This window comes from Enterobacter quasimori (genome assembly GCF_018597345.1).
GTDB lineage: Bacteria > Pseudomonadota > Gammaproteobacteria > Enterobacterales > Enterobacteriaceae > Enterobacter > Enterobacter mori.
On sequence record NZ_JAHEVU010000001.1, the window covers coordinates 392,876 to 416,273 of the forward strand.

At 61.3% G+C, this 23,398-nt stretch carries 4 protein-coding genes; all 4 read right to left on the reverse strand.

From position 1 onward, the window contains the following. Positions 1-31: 31 nt before the first annotated feature. Positions 32-1,207, reverse strand: coding sequence for an HlyD family type I secretion periplasmic adaptor subunit (locus KK102_RS01830; RefSeq protein ID WP_216356813.1), 1,176 nt, complete (start codon positions 1,205-1,207; stop codon positions 32-34). Next, the gene (locus KK102_RS01835) at positions 1,204-3,369 is read right to left on the reverse strand and encodes a type I secretion system permease/ATPase (RefSeq protein ID WP_216356814.1); all 2,166 of its coding nucleotides are present in this window, start codon (positions 3,367-3,369) and stop codon (positions 1,204-1,206) included. Before KK102_RS01835 ends, KK102_RS01830 begins: the two co-directional genes overlap by 4 nt. Before the next feature lie 176 nt (positions 3,370-3,545). Then, positions 3,546-21,551, reverse strand: coding sequence for an Ig-like domain-containing protein (locus KK102_RS01840; protein ID WP_216356815.1), 18,006 nt, complete (start codon positions 21,549-21,551; stop codon positions 3,546-3,548). A 121-nt stretch (positions 21,552-21,672) separates the two neighbouring features. Beyond that, positions 21,673-23,010, reverse strand: coding sequence for a TolC family outer membrane protein (locus tag KK102_RS01845; protein ID WP_126544623.1), 1,338 nt, complete (start codon positions 23,008-23,010; stop codon positions 21,673-21,675). Positions 23,011-23,398: the final 388 nt, after the last annotated feature.

The window sequence follows — 23,398 nt, forward strand, 5'->3', positions numbered from 1 at the left end:
CATGGCGTTCGGGATCCCGAACGCCACTATTTTATCTTTCGCGCAGCGCCTCTTTCGCCTTGTTCAGCGGCTTCAACAGATAATCCAGAATGGTTTTGCTGCCGGTTTTAATATCAACGGTAGCAATCATGCCCGGAAAGACCGGGAATTCCTGACCCTGCTTATTGGTCAGATGGTTGCTGTCGGTACGAATATAGACGCGATAGTAGTAGACATCCCTTTTCACCTCATCCTGCAGGGTGTCCGGGGAAATCATGGTCACTTCCCCTTCCAGTCCGCCGTAAATGGAATAGTCATAGGCCGTAATTTTTACCAGCGCTTTCTGGCCGGGATGAATAAAGGCGACGTCGCGCGGCGAGATTTTCGCTTCAACCACCATCTGATCGTCCAGCGGGACCAGGCTCATCAGCTTGCCGTTCGGCGGGATAACGCCTCCCACGGTGGTGACGTCAATATCTTTCACGATCCCGCGAACCGGCGCATTGAAGGTCAGCCGGGTCAGGGAGTCCTCACGCCCTTTCATCACCGAACGCTGGGCTTCAATCTCCGCGTTGGCTTTCGCCAGCTCTTCGCGGGCGCGAACGTAATACTGGTTTTTCATCTCGGTGATTTTATTCTCAAGCTCATTTTTTTGACGCTCAAGACGTAATACCTCAACCTTGCTGGCCGCCCCCTGGGTCACCAGCGGACGGGTTAAGGACAGCTCGCGCTGCACCAGTTCGGCTCCCTGACGTAAACCGGCCAGCCCTTTTTCGAGGCTCTCACGACGGGACTGGTAGAGCGCCGTTTCCTGTTTAACCAGCTCAACGTCGTCATCCAGCTCTTCCGGGAACGCAAGTTCCGTGTCGTTCACCTCTGCCTTCAGGCGCGCCGCCGTTGCCAGCGCCGCATTCAGGCGAGACTCGCTCTCCAGCACGCTGGACTCGGTTTTTGTCCGGTCAAGCTGCGCGAGCTGCTGGCCGCGTTCAACAATATCACCCTCGCGCACCATCAGGCTGTGGATAATCCCCCCTTCCAGGGACTGGATCACCTGCTCGTGGGAGGATGGGATCACCTTACCGCTGCCGGTCGTCACCTCATCCAGCTTGAACAGGCTCGCCCAGGTGATAAAGACCGCCAGCAGGGCGAACAGCGACCATGCTACCAGTGACGCGCGCGGCAGGCGCGGCTCTTTCAGACGGCTGTTAAAGCGAGAGAAATCATTCATGCCACGCCCTCCGTTTTCATGGTGACGGTACGCTGTACGGCTTTCTGCGGTGCCATACCGTGCTGGTGCAGGATCGCATCGCGCGGACCGTCCATCACCACCTTGCCGTTTTCCAGCACAATGATGCGGTCCACCAAATCCAGAATCGGCAGGCGATGCGTCGCTACCACCAGCGTCCGGCGTTTACCCAGCCATTTGTGGAGATGCTGTATGAACTGCTTCTCGCTCATTTCGTCCAGCCAGGCGGTCGGTTCGTCCAGCAGCAGGATATTGGGTGAGACGATCAGCGCGCGCGCCAGCAGCAGCGCCTGACGCTGCCCGCCCGACAGGCCCGTTCCGCCTTCGTTGATGATGGTGTTCAGCCCCATTTTCTGCTTACGCACAAACTCCAGCGCGCCGCTGTTGACCAGCGCCTGATGAATCTCATCGTCGGTGGCGAGCGGGTTGCCCATCAGAATATTGTCCCGCACGGAGCCAAAGAACAGCCGGGCCTGCTGGCTAAGCAGCTGCATGTCGCGACGCACATCGGCCGGGTCCAGATGATTGAGGGCAATATCGTCGAGCAGGATGCTCCCCTGCTGCGGCTCCTGCATACCCGCCAGAAGCTGTAACAGCGTGCTTTTACCGGAGCCATTACGCCCAAGCACCGCCACGCGCTCCCCGGCGCGGATCTGCAGCTTGCTGATGTTGAGCACGGTGAGTTTCTCTTCCTCGTCGTAATAAAACCCGACGTCCTCAAGGCTATAGTCGCCGCGCAGGTGGGCTTTGTGCACCTTCTTGCCGTGCTGCGGATCGTCAATCGGGCGCTGCATCAGGTCGTCCAGCCCCTTGCGCGCCACCTTTGCCGACTGCCAGCGCGAGAGCACGCCTGAGATCTGCGACAGCGGCGCGATAGTGCGAGACGCCAGAATCGAGGTCCCTACCAGCGCACCGGTGGTCATGTCGCCGCTGATGACCAGGTAACAGCCGACCAGCAGTACCACCGCATAGACGATTGACTGTACCTCCTGCGTCCATGTGAGCAGCAGGCCCGTCAGCCAGCGCTGCTTCATGCCGACGCTGGCGGCGACGTCGTTGGTGTTATTCCACTGGTTCTGGAAACGCTGTTCGGCGCGCATCAGCTTGATGTCTTCAAGGCCCTGCACCGCTTCCACCAGCGTGGCGTTACGAATGGCGGATTCGCGCATCCCTTCGCTGGAGAGTTTCCCCAGCGGGCGCTGCACCAGCAGGCCGGGAATGAGCAGCAGCGGCACGGCGAGCAGGACCACCAGCACCAGCGGACCGCCAATCATCCACAGAATAAAGACGAACAGCAGGAAGAACGGCAGATCGGAGATGGCCGCAATGGTGGTCGAGGTGATGAGCTCGCGCACCGACTCCAGCTCGCGGATCTGCGCGATAAACGATCCGGTTGATTTGGATCGCGCGCCATTTTTAATCCGCAGCGCGTGGGCAAACACGCGTTCAGAGATACGCAGATCGGCGCGCTTCCCCACCACGTCAGAAATATGCACGCGCAGCATGCGCATGATGAATTCGAACAGAATGGCAATCATCACGCCGCCAAACAGCACCCACAGCGTGGCTTCCGACTGCGACGGCACCACCCTGTCGTAGACCTGCATGGAGAAGACCATGCCGGAAAGCGCCAGCACGTTAGCGACCAGCGCCACCAGCATGATGTCGCTGTAGCGTCGCCAGTCCTTCAGCGCCAGCTGCCAGAACCAGTTTTTCTCATAGGGTTTGATGTAGTCGTCCACGCGAGCATCCGGCGTGGATTCGAGCGGGCGCAACACCATCAGCCCCGTTAACCGCGCCCCGAGTTCGTCACGCGTCAGGGTCGTCTCCAGCCCCGCGTCGCCGCTGAACTGCAGGCTGACGTTGCCTTCGCTGTCCATGCGGTTAATGACCGCGATTTGTCCGCCGGTGAACTCCGCCAGCAGCGGCAGACGCCACGGGTCGAGGGATACCGCTTCAGCCGCCACCACACGCATCCCCAGCCCAAGCTGGCGCGCCATCTCCTCCAGCACCAGCTGGCGCGGAGACTGACTTTCATGGTTAATCGTGACCCGAACGTGCTCCGCCGAAAAGTCCAGCCGATAGTGCTTCGCGATGATGAGCATGCCCTGCAGCCAGGGTTCGTACTGTGGATGTGTCTTCATAATGCTACGTCCTGTTCAGGGCGATAATTTCGCCCTGAAATGATACCCTTACGGAATGATTAAGAATCGAACACTTCCTAAACGAGTCCGCAAAATAATCTTGTGAAATATAGGGTTATGGCTATTCGTGTAAAGAAACGCAAAAGGCCGCGAGGATCGCTCCCCGCGGCGTTGTTTTACGCAATTAACAGCTGGTGGTTCGCCAGCAGCGTCGCCAGATCCGTCTGCACGCCGTTCAGCGTCACCAGGGCGGTTGGCGAGAACTGGCCGCCCGTCCCGTCCAGGTCCACCTGGATCTCGGTGTTGCTGCCGTTCTGCACCACGCGGATGTAATCGCTGATATTGCCCGCGCTGCTGTCCAGCGTGGCCACGCCGTTCACGTAGCTCGCCGAGCCCGTGCCGGTATAGCCGCTGCCGGAGAGCAGATCGCGCAGGTCGATACGATCCGTGTCCGCCGTGCCTTCCCAGGTGCCGACCGTAAAGCCGTTCACCACGTCGTGACCGTTACCGCCCGTCGCATCCGTCGCGTTGATCAGCTTGTAGAGCAACGTATCGTGACCGCCGCTGCCGATGTTGAAGGTGTCGTTCCCGCCGCGGCCTTCGAACTGGTTATCACCGCTGTTGCCGGTAATGACGTCGTCGAAGTTCGAGCCGTTGATCCCCTCAATATTGAGCAGTCGTGACGTCCCGAACCCGGTGTCCTGCGCGGTAGAGAGGCGCAGGTCAACGGTCACGCCGGAGGTCGCATTGCGGTAATCCACCACGTCCATCCCGCCGGTGTTGCTCCAGGTGTCGTAGTCGGAATGGGTATTCCAGCCGCCGGAGCCGTTATAGGTATAGGTGCCGTCCTCTGCGATAAAGGTGTCGTTATACCCGGTCCCGGTGATAGTCCCGCTGTGGCCGCCAGTGGCTGCTTCGGCCGTCAGAACGTAGCCCTCTTTGCCGTTACCCGCTTCCAGACCGCTCCAGGTGACGTTATCCGATACGCCGTTGGTAATCTTCAGGATCTCAGCCGAATAGGTTTCATTCGGATCCAGTCCGTAGAAGCTCACCAGCGCAGAGGTATCGTTCGAGCCGATACCGGACTGGGCGTTGATGATCTGCGACGCCACCAGTACGCCCGCGGCGTTGTACAGATTGACCGTGTTGCCGTAGTAGGCGTTGATGCCCTCGCTGTCGACAATGTGCAGATGCATCGCGGTACCGTCAGCAATGGTTTTGCTGTTCTGCACCAGAACCACCTTGCCGTTCTGCTGCGACACCAGCAGATCCTGCGCGCCGTCCCAGTTGTAGTCCACCGCCGCCACGCCGGTCGCGTAGGCAATACCTGACGCAAGCTGGCTTGAGGTCCAGGTAGAGCCGTAGCCGTTGTTGGTGAACAAGGTCGCCGTCTGCGAGCCGCCGTAGGTGCTGAGCTTGATGATGTCCATCTGCCCGTCGCCGTTCCAGTCCACCGCCACCGACAGATACCCTGCCGTGGCGTTAGAGGCTTCCACCGCGCTCTTGGTGGCAGAAAGCGTCCCGGTACCGTCGTTGTAGTAGATCACCCCGCCGTTGTTGTTGTAGCTGCTGCCCAGGTACAGATCCATATAGCCATCGCCGTTGAAGTCCGCCCACGTCATGGATGCCGCCGTGGTGGTATTCGAGGCATTGGCCACAAACACGTTCGTCAGGTTCTGACCGATAGAGAGCGTGCCGTTGCCGTTGTTGTTGATCACGGTTAACGAGTACGCGCCGCTACGGTTGGTGTGCTGGACAATGTCTACCGTGCCGTCGTTGTTCAGATCGACGCCGGAGATTTCGCGCCCGGAATCGAACTGACCGTAGAAACCGCCTTCGCCACCGGTGCCGTCCGGCGACAGAACGCCGTTGTTGTTCACCAGATAGGTCAGTGAGTCCATGCCGGCATCGCCGTACGCCAGATCCAGATAGCCATCCCCGGTTTTATCGTAGGCAATGACGCCGCCGTACCAGATGGTGGTCCCCATCGCCAGCTGGCTGGCGTTATAGGTGCTGCCATCATAGGTCCACATCACCTGCGTAGAGCCAGCGTAGGTATTTTCCGTCGCGAAGATATCCTGCGTGCCGTTACGGTCGAAGTCAGCGGCGGTCTGGCTCACCACGTAGTAGCCGCGGGTGTTGGTCAGCGTATTTCCGGCATAGGTCGAGCTATCGCTGCTGGAGTAAGACTGGCCGTTAGCAATGATATTCCACAGACCGCTGCTGTTCATGCCGAGGGTCATGGTGGAGTTGTTGCTGTTCCCCGCCGTGTTCGCCCAGTCGGTATTCACCGAGGTGGTGTCAATCACCAGGCTGCCTGTCGCCGTACCGGTGGTATTGCCGTTACCCGCGCAGCTCTTCACCTGCGCCGTCACGCTGTAGCTCGACACGCTCAGCGCATCGCCGTCCGGGATCTGCAGATACCAGGTGTTGTGATCCGGATCGACCACTACCGCGCCGCCGGTCTGGGAGGTGTAGGTTTTACCGTTCACCGTCACCACCAGGTATTCACCGTTCACCAGGTCAGCGGAGACGGTACCGCTGACAATCGGCGTGGTGTCCGACGTGGTCTGCGCGGTAATCGCCGCCGTGGTGGTCGGGATGCTGGTATCAACGTTCAGCACAAAGCCGTCGGATTCCGTGTAGTTACCGGCCTTATCGGTGACCCGCACAATGTAGGTGTGATTCCCGTCGCTCAGGCCATTGTCCTGGAAGGACCAGCTCGCGCTGCCGTTCATGGTCACCTGACCGAGCAGGACGCCGTCACGATAGAGCTGCACAATTTCACCGTCGTCCGGGGCGCGGTTAAGCGTGCCGTTGATCAGCGGCGAGTTATCGTCCGTTGCCACCGCGCTGCCAAAGGTGCCCTGACGCTCGCCTTCGCCGTCGGTATAGCTCACTACCGTGCCTACGGTGGTTGGCGGCGTGGTGTCCACCGTCACCACCTGAGAGGCGGTGGAGCCGACGTTGCCCGCCTGGTCGATAATCCGCACCTGGTAGGTGTAGTCTCCGTCAGGCAGATCGCGGGTATCGGTGTAGCTCCAGCGCTGGTTGGTGACCGTGGTATCGAGCCAGGTATTTCCGCCGTCCAGGCTGATCTGTACGCGCTCGTCGCTTGCCAGCGCGCCGCCCAGCGAACCGTTGAGGGTCAGCGTGGTGTCCATGGTGATGAAATCACTGCCGGACTGGCCGGTATCGTCGCTGATGCTGTCGATGGTGACGCCGTACTGCGGCGACTGGGTATCCACCGTCACCGCCTGCGTGGTGGTGGCCCCGACGTTCCCCGCCTGGTCAACGACCCGCACCTGATAGCTATGGCTGCCGTCGGTCAGGGTACGGGTGTCGCTGTAGCTCCACTGCGTCCCGCTGACGGTGGCGTAAACCCATGTGCTGCCGCCGTCCATGCTCACCTGTACGAATTCACCCGCGCCCAGCTCTGCGCCGAGCGTTCCGTGCAGCGTGTACGAGGTCGAACTGGTCAGGAAGTCGTTATTGTCGAAGCCGGTATCCACGGTGATGTTATCCACGGTCACCGTAATCGCCGCATCCGGGGCGACCGTATCGACGGTCACCTGCTGATGAGCGCTGGCACCCACGTTGCCCGCCGCATCCACCACGCGAACGTAGTAGTCATAGGTCTGGTTAACCAGCGTGCGGCCATCGACGTAGTACCAGCTGTTGCCGGTGACGATGACGTTCTGCCAGGTGACACCGCCGTCGATGCTGATCTGGGCGTATTCCCCGTCGGCCAGCGTCGCGCCGAGCGAGCCGTGCAGCGTCAGGGACGTATCGTTGGTGATAAAGTCGCTGCTGCTCAGGCCGGTATCGTCACTGATGCTGTCGATGGCGATCGTTTTGCTGGCGTCCGGCGCAACCGTATCAATGGTCACCACCTGGCTGGCGGTGGCGCTGATATTGCCCGCATCGTCAATCACGCGCAGCTGGTAGTTGTAATCCCCGTCGGCCAGCGTGCGGCCATCAACATACGTCCAGCTCAGGCCGCTGACGCTGACGTCGATCCAGGTCACGCCACCGTCGAGACTGATCTGCGCGTGGTCGCCGCTGCCGAGCGCCGCGCCGAGCGTCCCTTTCAGGCTGATCTGGCTGTCGCTGGTGATAAAATCGCTGTCGGACAGGCCGGTATCCTGGGTGATGGAATCAACCGTAATCGTCGTCGCCGCAGGCTTCGTCAGGTCAATCACCACGTCCTGGCTGTCCGTGGCCCCCACGTTGCCCGCGTTATCGATCACGCGCACCTGGTACTGATACGTACCGTCCGTCAGGGTGCGGCCATCGGCGTAGCGCCAGTTGGTGCCGGTCACGGTCAGGTCGATCCAGGTGACGCCGCCGTCGAGGCTGATCTGCGCCTTCTCGTTATTGCCGAGCTGCGCGGTCAGGGAGCCGTTGACCACCACCTGGCTGTCGTTGGTGATGAAATCACTCGCGCTCAGGCCGGTGTCGTTTTGCAGCGAATCAATCGTAATTCCCATCGACGGCGCGGTGAGATCCACGGTCACGGTGTGGTTATCGCTGGCGCTGTTGCCGATGGTATTGCTGACCTGCGCGTTAATCTCGTACGAACCGCCGTCCGCCAGCGCGGTCACGTCTGCGCTGCCGACCGTGTAGCTCCATGTGCCGTCATTCTGCACGGTCGCCGTATAGGTTTTACCGTTCAGCGTGATGGTCACCGTCTGGCCTACAGGCGCGTCGGTGGTGCCGCTGATGACCAGCGGCGTGCCGTGCTCGGCGGCGTTGACGATATCGTCCTGCGCAAAGGTGTTAATGGTGATGGTTGGGACATCGCCGTTCAGCGTCACGTCGTGCGTTGCGCTCCCCGGGTTGCCCGCCTTATCGCTCACCGTAGCCGTAATGGTGTAATCCCCGTCGCTCAGGCCAAGGAAATCACGGCCCGGTACGAAGACCGACCAGGATCCGTCCGCCCCGACGGTCGCCTGATAGCTGTGCCCGTTGAAGGAGACGGTCACCGTCTGGCCCTGTTCCGCCGTGGTGGTGCCGCGGATGGTCTGGCCCGCCAGCTGCTCGGCGTTGTTGACGATATCGTCATCGGCCACGGTGCTGATGGTTACGGCTGGCGCGACGGTGTCTACCGTTAAGGTGTGCGTGGTCTGGCCGTTATTACCCGCTTTATCGTTGACCGAGGCGGTCACCGTCAGCGCGCCTTCGCTCAGGCTGGCAAGATCGGCGGCCGGAACGTCCAGCGTCCAGGTGCCGTCGTTTGCCACGATGGCCGTGTAGGTTTTGCCGCCCAGCGTCACGGTCACCGTCTGGCCCGCTTCCGCGCTGGAAGATCCGTGTACGGTCAGCGGCTGCTGCGCTTCCGCCGCGTTCAGCATGTCGTCAGCCGACAGCGTCGCAATGCTCACCACCGGCGCAGTGGTATCCACGCTGATGCCGTGGGTCGCCGACGCGCTGTTGCCCGCGCTGTCCTGCGCCGACACGGACACCTGATAGCGCGCGCCATCGGCCAGGGCACCCACGTCTGCGGCCGGAACGGTGGTCGTCCAGCTTCCGTCGCTCTGGATGGTGGCCGTATAGCTCTTGCCGTTCAGCGTCACGGTAACCTGCGTGCCGCTGGCGAGCTGGGCGCTGGAGCCGTTAATCACCAGGGACGAACCGGCTTCAGCCGCGTTGATGACGTCGTCACCGCTAACGGTGTTCACCGTCAGCGCCACGGAGGCGGTGTTGACCACCACGTCGTGGGTCTGGGTGCTGCTGTTGCCCGCGCTGTCGGTAATGGTCGCGCTGAGGGTCACGGTGCCGTCGTTCAGCGCGGAAATCACGCTGGCCGGAACGCCCACGCTCCAGCTGCCGCTGGCGTCAACGGTAGTGGTGTACTGGTTCGAACCGAGGGTGATAACCACTTTATCCCCGACGTTCGCGCCGGTTGCCGTGCCGCTGACAATCTGCGCCTGCCCGTGCTCCACGCTGTTGATGACGTTATCGCCCGCGACAGCGTTAAAGCTGACGGTCGGCGGCGTGGTATCAAGCGTAATCGCTTTGCCCGCGCTGCCCGGGTTACCCGCGGCGTCGCTCACGCTGACCTGCACGATGTAGCCGTTATCCGCCAGTGCGGAGAGGTCAGTGCCCGGCACGTTCACGCTCCAGATACCGCCCTGCTGCACCTGGGCGGTATAGCTCTTACCGCCCAGGGTCACGGTGATCGTCTGCCCGGTTTCCGCCGTGGTGGTGCCGGAAATGGCCACGCCCGCAGCCGCTTCGCTGGCGTTAATCACGTTATCGCCAGCGACCGTATCAATGCTCACGGTTGGCGCAGTCGCGTCCACGCTGTACTCGCGGCCCGCCGAGGCGCTGTTGCCGTGCGCGTTGGTGACGCTCACCTGCACGCTGGCGTCGCCGTCCTTCAGACCCGCAAGGTCTGCAGACGGTACGGTGGCCGTCCATTTACCGTCGGCATCCACCTTCGCGGTATAGGTCTTGCCGCCGAAGGTGATGGTAACGGTCTGGTTTTCCTCCACGTTCGAGGTGCTGCCGGAGAGCACCAGATCCGCGCCTTTCTCCGCCGCGTTAATCACGTCGTCGATGGCAATCGCATCGATGCTGACGGCAACGGCAGACAGATCGACGGTGACATCGTGGCTGATGGTCACCGGGTTGCCCGCCGCGCTCTGACCTGCAACGGTGACGGTGACCGTACCTGCTGCGAAGGCCCCGACGTCTGCCGCCGGGATCGCCGCGCTCCAGGTGCCGTCTGCCAGCACGGAGGCCGCATAGGTTTTGCCATTAACGGTTACGGTAAGCGTGGTGCCTGCCGCCAGCCCGTCGCTGGAGCCGGAGACGATCAGGTTCTGCCCATGCTCGATGCTGTTAATCACATCGTCGCCCGCCACGGTATCAATGCGCAGACCCGGCAGGCTGGCGTCTATAACGATTTCGCGCTCGCCCGCGCCGGTGTTGCCGTGACCGTTGGTGACGGTCGCCGACACGGTCAAATCGCCGTTGCCCAGCGCGGTGAGGACCGTTTCCGGCACGCTCACGGACCAGGTCAGATCGCTCTGCACCGTTGCGGTGTACGTGTTACCGCCAATGGTGACGGTGACGGTATTCCCCGCTTCCGCATTCGCCACTTTGCCGCTGATGGTCTGGCCCGCGGCCACTTCCGCCGCGTTGATGACGTTATCGCCCGTCACGGTATTGATGGTGACGGTCGGCAGCGCGGTATCCACCAGCAGGTTCGCGGTGTTATTCACGCTGTTGCCCACGCCGTTGGTCGCGGCGGCGCTCAGGGTATAGTTCGCTTCGCCCAGACCCGCCATATCCGCTGCCGGAACGGTCAGGCTCCAGGTGCCGTCCGCCGCCGTCGTGGCCGCGTAGTTTTTACCGTTGAGGGTCACGGTCACCACGGTGCCTTCCGCCAGGTTGGCGCTGGTGCCGCTGACGCTCAGATCCTGAGCTTTCTCGACCGCGTTCAGCACGTTGTCATCGCTGATGGCGTTGAACGCCACCGATGGAAGGCCGGTATCGACGGTCACGTTATGGCTGCCGGTACCGGTATTGCCCGCCGCGTCGGTCACTGACGCAGTGACGGTCACGGTGCCGTCCTGCAGAGCAGAAATCACGCTGGCCGGTACGCCCACGCTCCAGTTGCCCGCCGCGTCCAGCACGGTGGTGTAAGTCTGGCCGCCGATGGTGACGGTGACCTTATCGCCCGCTGCCGCGCCGGTGGCGTTGCCGCTGATGATGTGCGCCTGAGCGTGCTCAGTGATGTTAATCACGTCATCGCCCGCTACGGTGTTGATGGTTACCGCAGGAACGGTCACGTCCACCGTCAGATTGTGATCGGCCGATGCCGGGTTGCCCGCCTTGTCGCTTACGCTCGCCGTCACGGTCACGCTGCCATCGCCGAGCGCCGCCAGATCCGCCGCCGGAACGCTCAGCGTCCAGCTGCCGTCCGCGCCTGCGGTTGTCTTGTAGTCTTTGCCGTTAAGCGTTACGGTCACCGTCTGGCCCGCTTCGGCGGTGGTGGTGCCGGACACGGTCAGATCGGACTGCGCTTCAGCGGCATTCAGAATGTCGTCGGTCGCCAGGGTGTTGATGGTTACGGACGGCGCGGTCGCATCCACGCTGTACTCACGTCCCGCCGAGGCGCTGTTGCCGTTCACGTTGGTGACGCTCACCTGCACGCTGGCATCGCCGTCCTTCAGGCCAGCCAGATCCGCAGACGGTACGGTCCAGGTCCAGTTGCCGCTGTCGTCTACTGTCGCACTATAGATTTTGCCGTTCAGGCTGATGGTCACGGTCTGCCCGGCTTCCACGTTGGTGGTCGCACCGGACAGCACCAGATCCGCGCCCTTCTCCGCCGCGTTGATCACGTCGTCGGTCGCAATCGGATTGATGCTGATGGCAACGGTCGCCAGATCTACCGTCACATCGTGGCTGATGGTAATCGGGTTACCCGCTGAGCTGTCGCCGGTAACGCTGATTTTGACGGTACCTTCCGGCCACGCGCTCACGTCCGCTGATGGAACAGCCGCGCTCCAGCTGCCGTCCGCCAGCACCGTGGCCGCATAGTCTTTACCGTTGATGGTGACGGTCAGGGCCGTACCTGGTGCCAGCCCGTCGCTGGATCCGCTGACGATCAGGTTTTGAGTATGTTCGATGCTGTTGACCACGTTGTCGCCCGCCACGGTATCGACGCGCAGGCCCGGCAGGTTAGCGTCGATAGCGATCTCGCGCTCGCCGGTCCCGGTGTTACCGTGGCCGTTGGTGACGGTCGCCGTCACGCTCAGGCTGCCGTTACCCAGCGCCGTCAGCACGTCAGACGGCACGTTCACGGACCAGGTCAGATCGTTCTGCACCGTTGCGGTGTAGCTGTTGCCGCCAATGATGACGGTGACGGTATTGCCCCCTTCGGCATTCGCCACGGTGCCGCTCAGGGTCTGGCCTGCCGCCACTTCCGCCGCGTTGATGACGTTGTCGCCCGCCACGGTGTTAATGGTCACGGTCGGCAGCGCGGTGTCCACCAGCAGGTTCGCGGTATTGCTCACGCTGTTGCCCACGCCGTTGGTGGCGGTCGCGTTCAGGGTGTAGTTGGCCTGGCCGAGACCGGCCAGATCCGCTGCCGGAACCGTCAGGCTCCAGGTGCCGTCTGCCGCCGTGGTGGCCGCGTAGTTTTTACCGTTCAGGGTTACGGTCACCACGGTGCCTTCCGCGAGGTTGGCGCTGGTGCCGCTGACGCTCAGATCCTGACCCTTTTCAACCGCGTTCAGGACGTTGTCATCGCTGATGGCGTTGAAGTTGACCGATGGCAGGCCGGTGTCGACGGTCACGTCATGGCTGCCGGTGCCGGTATTGCCCGCCGCGTCGGTGACTGACGCCGTGACGGTTACGGTGCCGTCGCTGAGGCCGGAAATCACGCTCGCCGGTACGCCCACGCTCCAGTTGCCCGCCGCGTCCAGCACGGTGGTGTAAGTCTGGCCGCCGATGGTGACGGTGACCTTATCGCCCGCTGACGCGCCGGTGGCGGTACCGCTGATGATGTGCGCCTGGCCGTGTTCTGCGATGTTAATGACATCGTCGCCCGCCACGGTGTTGATGGTCACCGCAGGCGCGGTGATATCTACCGCCAGGTTGTGGTCCACGGACGCCGGGTTACCCACTTTATCGCTTACCGATGCGGTGACGGTCACGCTGCCGTCGGTTAATCCAGCCAGATCCGCCGCCGGAACGTTCAGCGTCCAGCTGCCGTCTGCGCCGACGGTTGTGGTGTAGTCTTTGCCGTTCAGCGATACGGTGACCGTCTGGCCCGCTTCGGCGGTACTGGTACCGGACACGGTCAGATCGCTCCTCGCTTCGGTGGCATTGAGAATGTCGTCCGTCGCCAGGGTGTTGATGGTCAGGCTCGGCGCGGTCGCATCCACGCTGTACTCGCGGCCCGCCGAGGCGCTGTTGCCGTTCACGTTGGTGACGCTCACCTGCACGCTGGCGTCGCCGTCTTTCAGACCCGCCAGGTCGGCGGCTGGCACCGTGGCCGTCCATTTGCCATCGGCGCCTACGGTCGCGGTGTAGCTCTTGCCGCCGAAGGTGATGGTAACGGTCTGGTTTTCCTCAACGTTCGAGGTCGCCCCGGAGAGCACCAGATCCGCGCCCTTCTCGGCGGCGTTAATCACGTCGTCGGCGGCAATCGCATCGATGCTGATGGCCACAGTCGCCAGATCCACCGTCACATCGTGGCTGATGGAGACCGGGTTACCGGCGCTGCTCTGACCCGCAACGGTGACTGAAACCGTGCCCGCACTCAGTGCGCCAACGTCCGCCGCCGGGATCGCCGCACTCCAGGTGCCGTCCGCCAGCACGGTCGCCGGATAGGTTTTGCCGTTTACGGTCACGGTCAGCGCCGCGCCCGCCGCCAGCCCGTCGCTGGAGCCGGTGATAATCAGGTTCTGCCCGTGTTCGATGCTGTTGATCACGTCGTCACCCGCCACGGTATCCACGCGCAGGCCCGGCAGGTTGGCGTCGATAACAATTTCGCGCTCGCCCGTTCCGCTATTGCCCACGCCGTTGGTGACGCTGGCTGACACGGTCAAATCGCCGTTGCCCAGCGTGGTCAGAACGGATTCCGGCACGTTCACGGACCAGGTCAGATCGCTCTGCACCGTTGCGGTGTAGCTGTTACCGCCAATGGTCACGGTCACGGTGTTGCCCGCTTCGGCATTTACCACCTTACCGCTGATGGTCTGCCCGGCTGCCAGCTCCGCCGCGTTAATGATGTCATCACCTGCAATGGTGTTGATAATCACGCCCGGCAGAACGGACTCCACGTTCACGGTGTGCGACGCGCTGGTGCTGTTACCGACGCTGTCCGTTGCCGATGCGGTGACGGTGTAAAGCGCCTCGCCCAGCTGACCGACTTCGCTTGCCGGAACGGTGGTGGTCCATTTTCCGTTATCGTCCACCTGCGCGCCGTACGCTTTGCCGTTGAGCATCACGGTTACCACCGCCCCTGCCGCCAGGCCGGAGGCCGTACCGGTGATCGTCAGATCCTGAGTTTTCTCTGTATTATTGATCACATCGTCACCGGAAACGGTGTTAATGGTCAGCCCCGGCGCGGTCAGGTTCACCTCCACGCCGTGCGTGGCGCTGTTGCTGTTGCCTGCTTTATCGGTCAGCGCTGCGGTAATAGTGTGATCCCCGGCGGCCAGCGCGGTGACGTCCGCCGCAGGCACGCCGACGCTCCAGTTGCCTGAGGCGTCCAGGGTGGCGGTGTAGGATTTGCCGTTGAGGGTTACGGTGACCACGTCGCCCGCCGCCGCGCCGGTCACGGAACCGGTGACAATCAGGGCCTGCGCATGCTCGGCGCTGTTGATCACGTCGTCGTCGGAAACGGTGTGAATGGTCAGCTGCGGGACGGTGGTATCCACCAGCACGTCGCGATCCGCAGAGGCCGGGTTGCCCGCCTTATCAGACACGGCGGCGCTGATGGTGTAGTTGCCGTCGGTAATCGCGCCCACGTCTGCAGACGGCACGGTCACGCTCCAGCTGCCGTTCGCCTGTACGGTAGTGGTGTAGTCCACGCCGTTCAGCGTTACGGTGACGGTCTGGCCCGCTTCGGCGTTGGTCACGCCGTTAACGACCAGATCCTGCTGCGCTTCGGCCGCATTGATGATGTTGTTGTCGCTGACAATTTCAATAGATACCGTCGGCGCGGTGGCGTCCACGCTGTACTCGCGGCCTGCCGACGCGCTGTTGCCGTTCACGTTGGTGACGCTCACCTGCACGCTGGCATCGCCGTCCTTCAGGCTGCCCAAATCGGCGGACGGTACGGTCGCCGTCCAGTTGCCGCTGGCATCGACCGTCGCGGTGTACGACTTGCCGCCGAAAGTGATGGTAACGGTCTGGTTTTCTTCCACGTTGGTGGTCGAGCCGGACAGCACCAGGTCCGCGCCTTTCTCCGCCGCGTTAATCACGTCGTCGGTGGCGATGGCGTTGATGCTGATGGCAACGGTCGCCAGATCCACCTTCACGTCGTGGCTGATGGAAACCGGATTGCCCACCGCGCTCTGGCCTTCCACGGTCACGGTGACCGTGCCGGCATTCAGCGCGCTGACGTCTGCCGCCGGAATGGCCGCCGTCCATGTACCGTCCGCCAGCACGGTTGCGGTGTAGGTTTTGCCGTTGACGGTGACGGTCAGCGCCGCGCCCGTTGCCAGACCGTCGCTGGAACCGGTGATTATCAGGTTTTGAGCGTGTTCGATGCTATTGATCACATCGTCGCCCGCCACGGTATCGACGCGCAGGCCCGGCAGGTTGGCATCAATGGTGATGTCGCGCTCGCCGGTTCCGGTGTTGCCGTGGCCGTTGGTGACGCTGGCTGATACCGTCAGTTCGCCGTTACCGATGGCGGTTAACACCGTGGACGGCACGTTGACCGACCAGCTCAGATCGTCCTGAACCGTCGCGGTCCAGGTATTGCCGCCGACTGAAATAGTGACAGTGTCACCGCTCGCCGCACCGCTCACTTTGCCGCTCAGGGTCTGCCCGGCAGCCACTTCCGCGGCGTTAATGACATCGTCCGTGGCGACAGGGTTGATGGTGACCTGTGGCAGCGCGCTGTCGACCAGCACGCTGTGCCCGGCGCTCGCGCTGTTGCCTGCGGTGTCGGTTACGCTCGCCGTCACCACATAGCTGGCTTCGCCCAGCGCAGAGACGTTTGCCGCCGGAACGGTGACGCTCCAGCTGCCGCTGGCGTCGGTGGTGGCCGTATAGCTGATACCGTTCAGGGTCACCGTAATGGTGGTTCCGTCCGGCTGGTTGCTGGTGCCGGACACCAGCAGATCCTGGCCTTTCTCGGTCGCGTTGATTACGTCGTCAACCGCCAGGGTATTGATGACGATCGTCGGCGCGGTCAGCGAGACGTCAAACTCGTGCGTGGCGGTGGTGCTGTTGCCGGCTTTATCGGTGAGGGTCGCAGAGATCGTCTGCTCGCCGTTTGCCAGCGCGCCCACGTCTGTCGCCGGAACGCCCACGCTCCAGCTGCCGGACGCATCCAGCATGGCGGTGTAGTCTTTGCCGTTCAGGCTCAGGGTAATCACGTCGCCCGCCTGCGCACCCGTCACCTTGCCGGAGACGATCAGCGCCTGGCCGTGCTCGGCAATATTCACGACGTCGTCGCCCGCAACGATGTTGAATGAAATCTGCGGTACGGTGGTGTCGACCAGCACCGAGGAGCCCGCGCTGGCCGGGTTGCCTGCCTTATCGGACACGGTCGCCGTGACCGCCGCGCTGCCGTCGGTGATGCCTGCCATGTCCGCCGCCGGAACGTCGAGAGTCCAGCTGCCGTCCGCCTGCACCTGGGCGGTGTACTGATTGCCGTTGAAGGTCACGGTGACCGTCTGGCCCGCTTCGGCCGTAGACGTCCCACTCAGGGTCAGATCCAGCGCCGCCTCTGCCGCGTTCAGCATATTGTCATTGCTGATGGTGTTGATGGTCACCGTCGGCGCGGTGGTATCGACGCTGAATTCCTGCACCGAAGACGCCGCGTTACCGTTCACGTTGGTGACGCTGACCTGCACGCTGGCGTCACCGTCTTTCAGGCCGCTCAGATCGGAAGCCGGTACGGTCCAGGTCCAGTCGCCGTTGGTATCCACCGTCGTGGTATAGGTTTTACCCGCGAAGGTGATTGTCACGGTCTGACCCGCTTCAACGTTGGACGTGGTGCCGGAAAGCACCAGGTCCTGGCCTTTTTCCGCTGCGTTGAGCACGTTATCGTCAGTCACGCTGCTGATGGTGATGGCGACAGGCGCGAGATCGACGTCCACGACGGTCCCGATAGCCACCGGGTTGCCGGAGGCATCCTGCGCGCTGGCCTTGATATCCAGCGAGCCGTCCGCCCACTGGGACACGTCCGCCGCCGGTACCGCCGCCTGCCAGGTGCCGTCGGACAGCACCGTTGCGGAATAGGCTTTGCCGTTAATGGTCACGGTCACGGTGCTGCCCGCCGCCAGATCGGTGCTGGTGCCGGAGACAATCAGGTTCTGAGCGTGTTCAATCACGTTAATCACGTCGTCACCCGCGACGGTATCAATACGCAGTCCCGGGAGCTGGGCGTCGATGGTGAAGTCGTGAGAAGAAGAGCCGGTATTGCCGTGCGCGTTGGTCACGCTGGCGGATACGGTGAGGTCGCCGTTGCCGAGCGCGGTTAACTGGCTTTCGCTTAACGGCAGGCTCCAGGTCAGATCGTCCTGCACGGTAGCGGTGTACGTCTGGCCGCCGAGAATAATCGTGACAGTGTCACCTGCCGCCGCGTTCGTTACCTTACCGGACAGGGTTTGCCCTGCCGCCACTTCCGCCGCGTTAACGATATTGTCGCCCGCCAGCGTGTCGATCGTCACCACCGGCAGCGAGCTGTCCACCAGCACATCGTGTGAGGTTGAGGCGCTGTTGCCTACGCTATCCGTGACGCTCGCCGTCACGGTGTAATGAGCTTCTCCCAGCGCGCTTACGGCCGAGGCCGGTACGGTCACGCTCCAGTTACCGCTGGCGTCGGTGGTGGCGGTGTAGTTGATGCCGTTCAGGTTAACGGTGACGCGCGTGCCTTCCGGCTGGTTGCTGGTGCCGGAGAGCAGCAGATCTTCGCCCTTCTCGGTCGCATTGATTACGTCGTCCGCCGCCAGCGTGTTAATACCAATAACAGGCGCCACGGTATTCACCACTACATCCAGCGAACTGCTTCCGGTGTTGCCGGATCGGTCGGTTACGGAGACGTCGATGGTCCAGGTGCCGTCCGTCAGCCCCTGCACGACGGACGCGGGCAGGCCAAGGCTCCAGTTCCCCGCCGCATCTACCACGGTGGCGTAATCGACGCTGTTAATGGTGACGGTCACCCGATCGCCCGCTGCCGCGCCGGTGACGGAGCCGCTCAGGATCTGCGCCTGAGAATGGGCGAGCTGGTTAACGGTATTGGTGTCGGTGACAAAGTCGTTAATGGTCACCTGCGGTACGGTGGCGTCCACCAGTCCAACGCGATCCGCGCTGCTGCTGTTGCCCGCCACGTCGCTCACGGTTGCGGTCACGGTAACAATGCCATCCGTCAGGGCACCCACGTCAGCCGCAGGCACGCTCAGCCGCCACGTACCGTCCGCCTGAACCGTGGTCTGATACGTTTTGCCGTTCAGCGTCACGGTGACCGTCTGGCCCGATTCCGCGGTGCTGGTACCGCTTAAGGCTAAATCCTGCTGCGCTTCAGCCGCATTGATGATGTTGTCGTCGGTCAGGTTATCGAGCGTAATGGCCGGTGGCTGCGTATCCACCGTGACCACGCGCGCGGCGTCCGCGCTGTTGCCGCTGACGTTAGTGACGCTGACGCTCACCTGCGCGCGCCCGTCGATCAGGGTTTCCATGGCGCTGGCCGGAACGCTCAGGCTCCAGGAGCCGTCCTGCTGCACCTGTGCGGTAAAGGTCTGGTCGGCGAATTTCACCACCACGGTCTGCCCTGCCTCCACGCCCTGCGTCTGGCCGGAAAGGGTTAAGTCCGCGCCTTTTTCCGCCGCGTTCAGCAGGTCGTCGCCGGAGACGGTATCAATGGTGACCGCCACGGCGTTCAGATCGAGTTCAATCGGGTGTTCAGCCGCAACGGTATTGCCCCAGGCATCTACGGCGCTGACGCTAACCGTCATGCCGCCCGCCGTCCAGGCCTGCAGGTCCGCCGCCGGAACGCCGATCTGCCAGTTGCCGCTGGCGTTAACCGCGGTAACGTACTCAACGTTGTTAATGGTGACGACAATCTGCGTCCCCGCGGCCAGATGGGTGCTGGAGCCGGTAACGGTCAGATCCTGCTGCTGTTCAATGGCGTTGATCACGTCATCGCCGGAAATGGTGTTCACGCGCAGGCCCGGCAGCTCCGCGTTGATATTGATATCACGCTCGCCGGTGCCGGTATTGCCGTGCGCGTTGGTAACGGATGCGCTGAAGGTCAAATCCCCGTCGCCGAACGCCTGAAGATCCGCTGACGGGATTTTCACGCTCCAGGTCAGATCGCTGCCAACCGTTGCGGTGTAGCTCTTGCCGCCGACGGTGACAGAGACGGTATCGCCTGCCGCCGCGCCGGTAACGCGTCCGCTGAGGGTTTGATCGACGCCCGCTTCGGCGTTATTGACCAGGTTGTCGCCCGCAAACGTATTGATAATGACCTGCGGCAGCACGGTGTCCACCAGCAGATTCGCCTCGGCAGAGCCGCTGTTACCCACGCTGTCGGTGCCGCTGACGCTCACGGTGTAAAGGGTGTTCGCCAGATTCAGCACGTCAGAAACCGGCACCTGAACCGTCCAGATACCGTTTTCAACCGTGGCCTGATAGTTAACGCTGTTTAACGTGACGGTGATGGCGCTGCCGTTCGGCAGGCTGCTGGTGCCGCTCAGGCTCAGGGGCTGCATGGCCTCCTGCGCGTTCAGAACGTTATCCTGGCTGATGGCGTCAATCGTGAATTCCGGCGGGTTGCCGCTCAGCGTCACGCCGTGCGTCGCGCTGCCGGTGTTGCCCGCAGCATCAGTGACGGAGGCAGAAATCGTGTGGCTGCCCTCACCGAGTGCGCCGATGACGGAGGCAGGCACGCCGACGCTCCAGCTGCCGTCGGCAAGCACCACACCGGTGAAGGTCTGTCCGCCAACGGTCACGGTCACCACGTCGCCTGCCGCCGCGCCGCTCGCCTTCCCGGAAACGATCTGCGCCTGGCCCTGCTCGCTGGTGTTCAGAATGTCGTCACCCGCGACGGTGTTGATCGTCACAACGGGAGCGGCGGTATCAACCGTGAAATCGGCGGTGGTGGAAGAACCGTTACCCGCTTTGTCGCTGACGTTGACCGTGAGGGTGTGCCCGCCGTTAGCCATCGCCTGTACTTCGCCGGCAGAAAGCGTGACGGACCAGGTGCCGTCACTGCCCACGGTCGCCGTGTGATTTTTACCGTTCAGCGTGACCGTCACAATCTGGCCCGCTTCCGCATCGGTTTTACCGCTAATCGTCAGCGGCTGATTATGTTCAGCGGCGTTAATGATATTGTCCTGCGCGATTGCGTTAACGGAGAGCGCAGGCGCAACGGTATCGACGCCAATCGTCTGGCTGCCGCTTACGATATTACCCGCCGCGTCTTTGCCGCTCACGTTGACCGTCCAGGTGCCGTCGCCCAGCGCCTGCGCGTCTGCGGCAGGCACCTTCACGCTCCACGCGCCGTTTGCCCCGACTTCTGCGGTGTAGGTTTTTCCGTTCAGCGTGACGGTCAGCGACGTTCCCTGCGCCAGGTTTTTGCTGGCCCCGGAAAGCGTGAAGCCCGCGGACTGTTCGCTGGCGTTGATCACGTTATCGCCCGCCGTGGTAGCGAGCGTCACGGCGGCCTCGGCCGTTGAGACGGTTACGGTGATGCTGCCCGCAGAGGTGGTTTTGCTGCCGTCGATCTGTACGACCGACCAGGTGTGCTCCCCGTCGGTCTGTGTCGGGAGTTTTACCGTCCAGGTGCCGTCCTTCGCGACCATGGCGCTGGCGATGGTGCTGCCGCCGCTGTCTTTAATCTGAATGGTCGCGCCCGGCTGCCCGGTACCGCTAAAGGTTGGGGTGTTATCGTCCGTGATCTCTTTTGCACTCAGCACGCCCTGCTTGTCACCCGCGTTATCCGTCAGCAAAAAGGTCGGCGTGGCGCTCTCAACCTCTTTGGTATTATCAATAACTTTCGTTTTTGTTTCGCCGTCACCGCCGTGAGCCAGCAGCGCTCCTATGGCACCGCCGCCTAATGCCGCTCCCGCAATCCAGCCCCACGGCGCATCGCTTAATACGCTTCCCTGCTCCAGGAAAGGCTCAATGCTGCTAATGGGTGCGGCCTGCGCGGTTAATTCCGTCGCGGCCATGCCTGACGCTTCCCCGGCATCGGCAAAAGAAATATGCGTCAGTTCCTGATTATCGTTGAACACCAGCTCTGACTGATTATGCGTTTCTGGATCTTCGACAAAATAGTTATTGCAGCGGATCACACTGCCATCTTTCATATAAATCAGGAGGTCTTTCCCCTGGCGGACATAACGCACCACGTCCTGAGCAGAGCCCTGGATTTCAATCACGCTCGGCGATGAAATGGATACCGACAGATTTCCTTCGCCGGTTAATTTCGTTTTCTCCGCCGTTTTGCGAATGATGACATCAACAACTTTTACGTTACTCATATTCTTCTCCTTGCAGGTGTACGGATTCCTGTGGATATGTCCACCAGACGGATGTAGCTATCCCTGGGAAAAAACACCCATTATTGTCAGACTTATTTCACGCAGAAAGGCGCGTCTTTTTTTAACTCAAATCGGGTAATTTTGCGGCAGCGTTTTTCTCTATTCCGATAAGCGGCATCAAATTATCAACCGCAGAAGCGTAGTTAATCGCCGAACTCCAGCCGTCATATTCAGCCATTATTTTTGCGGAGGTGGCGGCCCAGACATCCTGCTCAACGCTGAGCAAATCGTTAATGCTCCGCTTGCTCAGGGTATATTCATTTTTATAGACAGCGCGGGCGCGCAGGGCATTTTCCAGCTGCTGTTTTCCGGCCTCCATTCTTCCCCGGGCGCCGGTCCAGTCAGCCTGCGCGACGGAGGCTTTTTGCAGGACATCAAAGCGCGCCTGGTCTACCTGAGAGGAGGCCATAGCACGCGCCCCTTCAGCCTGACGCACGCGTGCGGAAACCGCGCCGCCCTGATAAAGCGGTGCGTCTATATTGAGCTGGATTTGGTCGTCCCAGTAAGAACGGTTGTCAGACTCATAGCGCGTACGTCCTCCCTTCAGGCTCAGGGTTGGCCAGTGCTGCGATTTTGCTGTTTCAACGCCATACTGGGCCGAGCGCTCCATGTTCTGCGCGGCCAACACCGTCGGTATCAACGAATAATCAATGCGGTTGAGGGAATCCGGCTCAACGGCGAGGTTCGCAGGAACAGGCGAATAGGTCTCAGCCTGCAGACCTGTCAGCACCGCGAGCCTTGCGCGGGCGCTGTTTAAGGCGGCGTTATACTGCGCCACGGTCGCCTGCATACCGGCAATGCGCGTGCGGGTCTGGAGTTCATCGGAAGTGGAACTCACGCCTGCATCCGCACGCAGTTTCGCCAACTGCTCAACGTTTTTGAGCGCCTGGACGTTGTCTTTGGCAGCCTGTAAGAGATCGGAATAGCGTTTAACCTCCACGTAGCCGAGCGCCGTCTTTTCCGCCACGTCAGAGAGCGTGCTCATCAGCTGGTAGCGGTAGCTATCGCGCTGGGCTGAGGACTGGCTGATGCTGTTATTCGTCTTGCCAAAATCGTACAACAGCTGCGTCAGGCTAACCCCCCAGGCCGCAGAATTCTTCAGCGATCCGCTTGAGTCGGTGGTCTGGCTATGCCCCGTACTGCCGTTCAGCGATATTTGCGGCATCCAGCCGCTGCGTGCCTCATCTATTTGAGCCTGACCAATACCTAATTGTGCGGCCTGCTGGCTAATAGACGGATCGCGATCGATAGCAAATAAAATGCTTTCTTTTAAGGTTATCGCCGCCACCGGGGCCATCTGCGTTTGGCCACTATTGGCGTACGCCATATTCATTGCGAGCGTAATTAATATGATTGTCGGTGTAAATTTGAGTGAAACGTTCTTTCGTAATGCCGTCATTTTTATCTCCCTGACTCTGAGTGATACTTAAGCAATTACCCAAAAGGAGGTATAGATAATTAGACAAATATCTTCTTTAACTTCCTCACTGAATTTCAGGCAAAACTCCCCCGCATCCATTTCCATTGGAGATGAGATTGTTTCTTCTTATTTCGTATAAGAATTTACTTATTTTTTTTACTGGTCTGGAGCATAACAAAATGCGTTATAGGCAACTACACCCTCAATGTTAATGTGGTGTTACAAATAAGAAAAAACATGCAGGTTCTGGACAAAATACGAAAAGTGGCCTTTCAAATGAAACATAAAAACCCCCTGTTATTTAAAGAAAATTCCTAATTTCGTTTATGTACATTTTTGCGTTAATTTCCTAATGACTCAGACACAA

Excerpts from the sequence above, each read along its gene's own strand:
- KK102_RS01830 (WP_216356813.1), bottom strand. The coding sequence starts at position 1,207 with ATGAATGATTTCTCTCGCTTTAACAGCCGTCTGAAAGAGCCGCGCCTG.
- KK102_RS01835 (WP_216356814.1), bottom strand. The coding sequence starts at position 3,369 with ATGAAGACACATCCACAGTACGAACCCTGGCTGCAGGGCATGCTCATC.
- KK102_RS01840 (WP_216356815.1), bottom strand. The coding sequence starts at position 21,551 with ATGAGTAACGTAAAAGTTGTTGATGTCATCATTCGCAAAACGGCGGAG.
- KK102_RS01845 (WP_126544623.1), bottom strand. The coding sequence starts at position 23,010 with ATGACGGCATTACGAAAGAACGTTTCACTCAAATTTACACCGACAATC.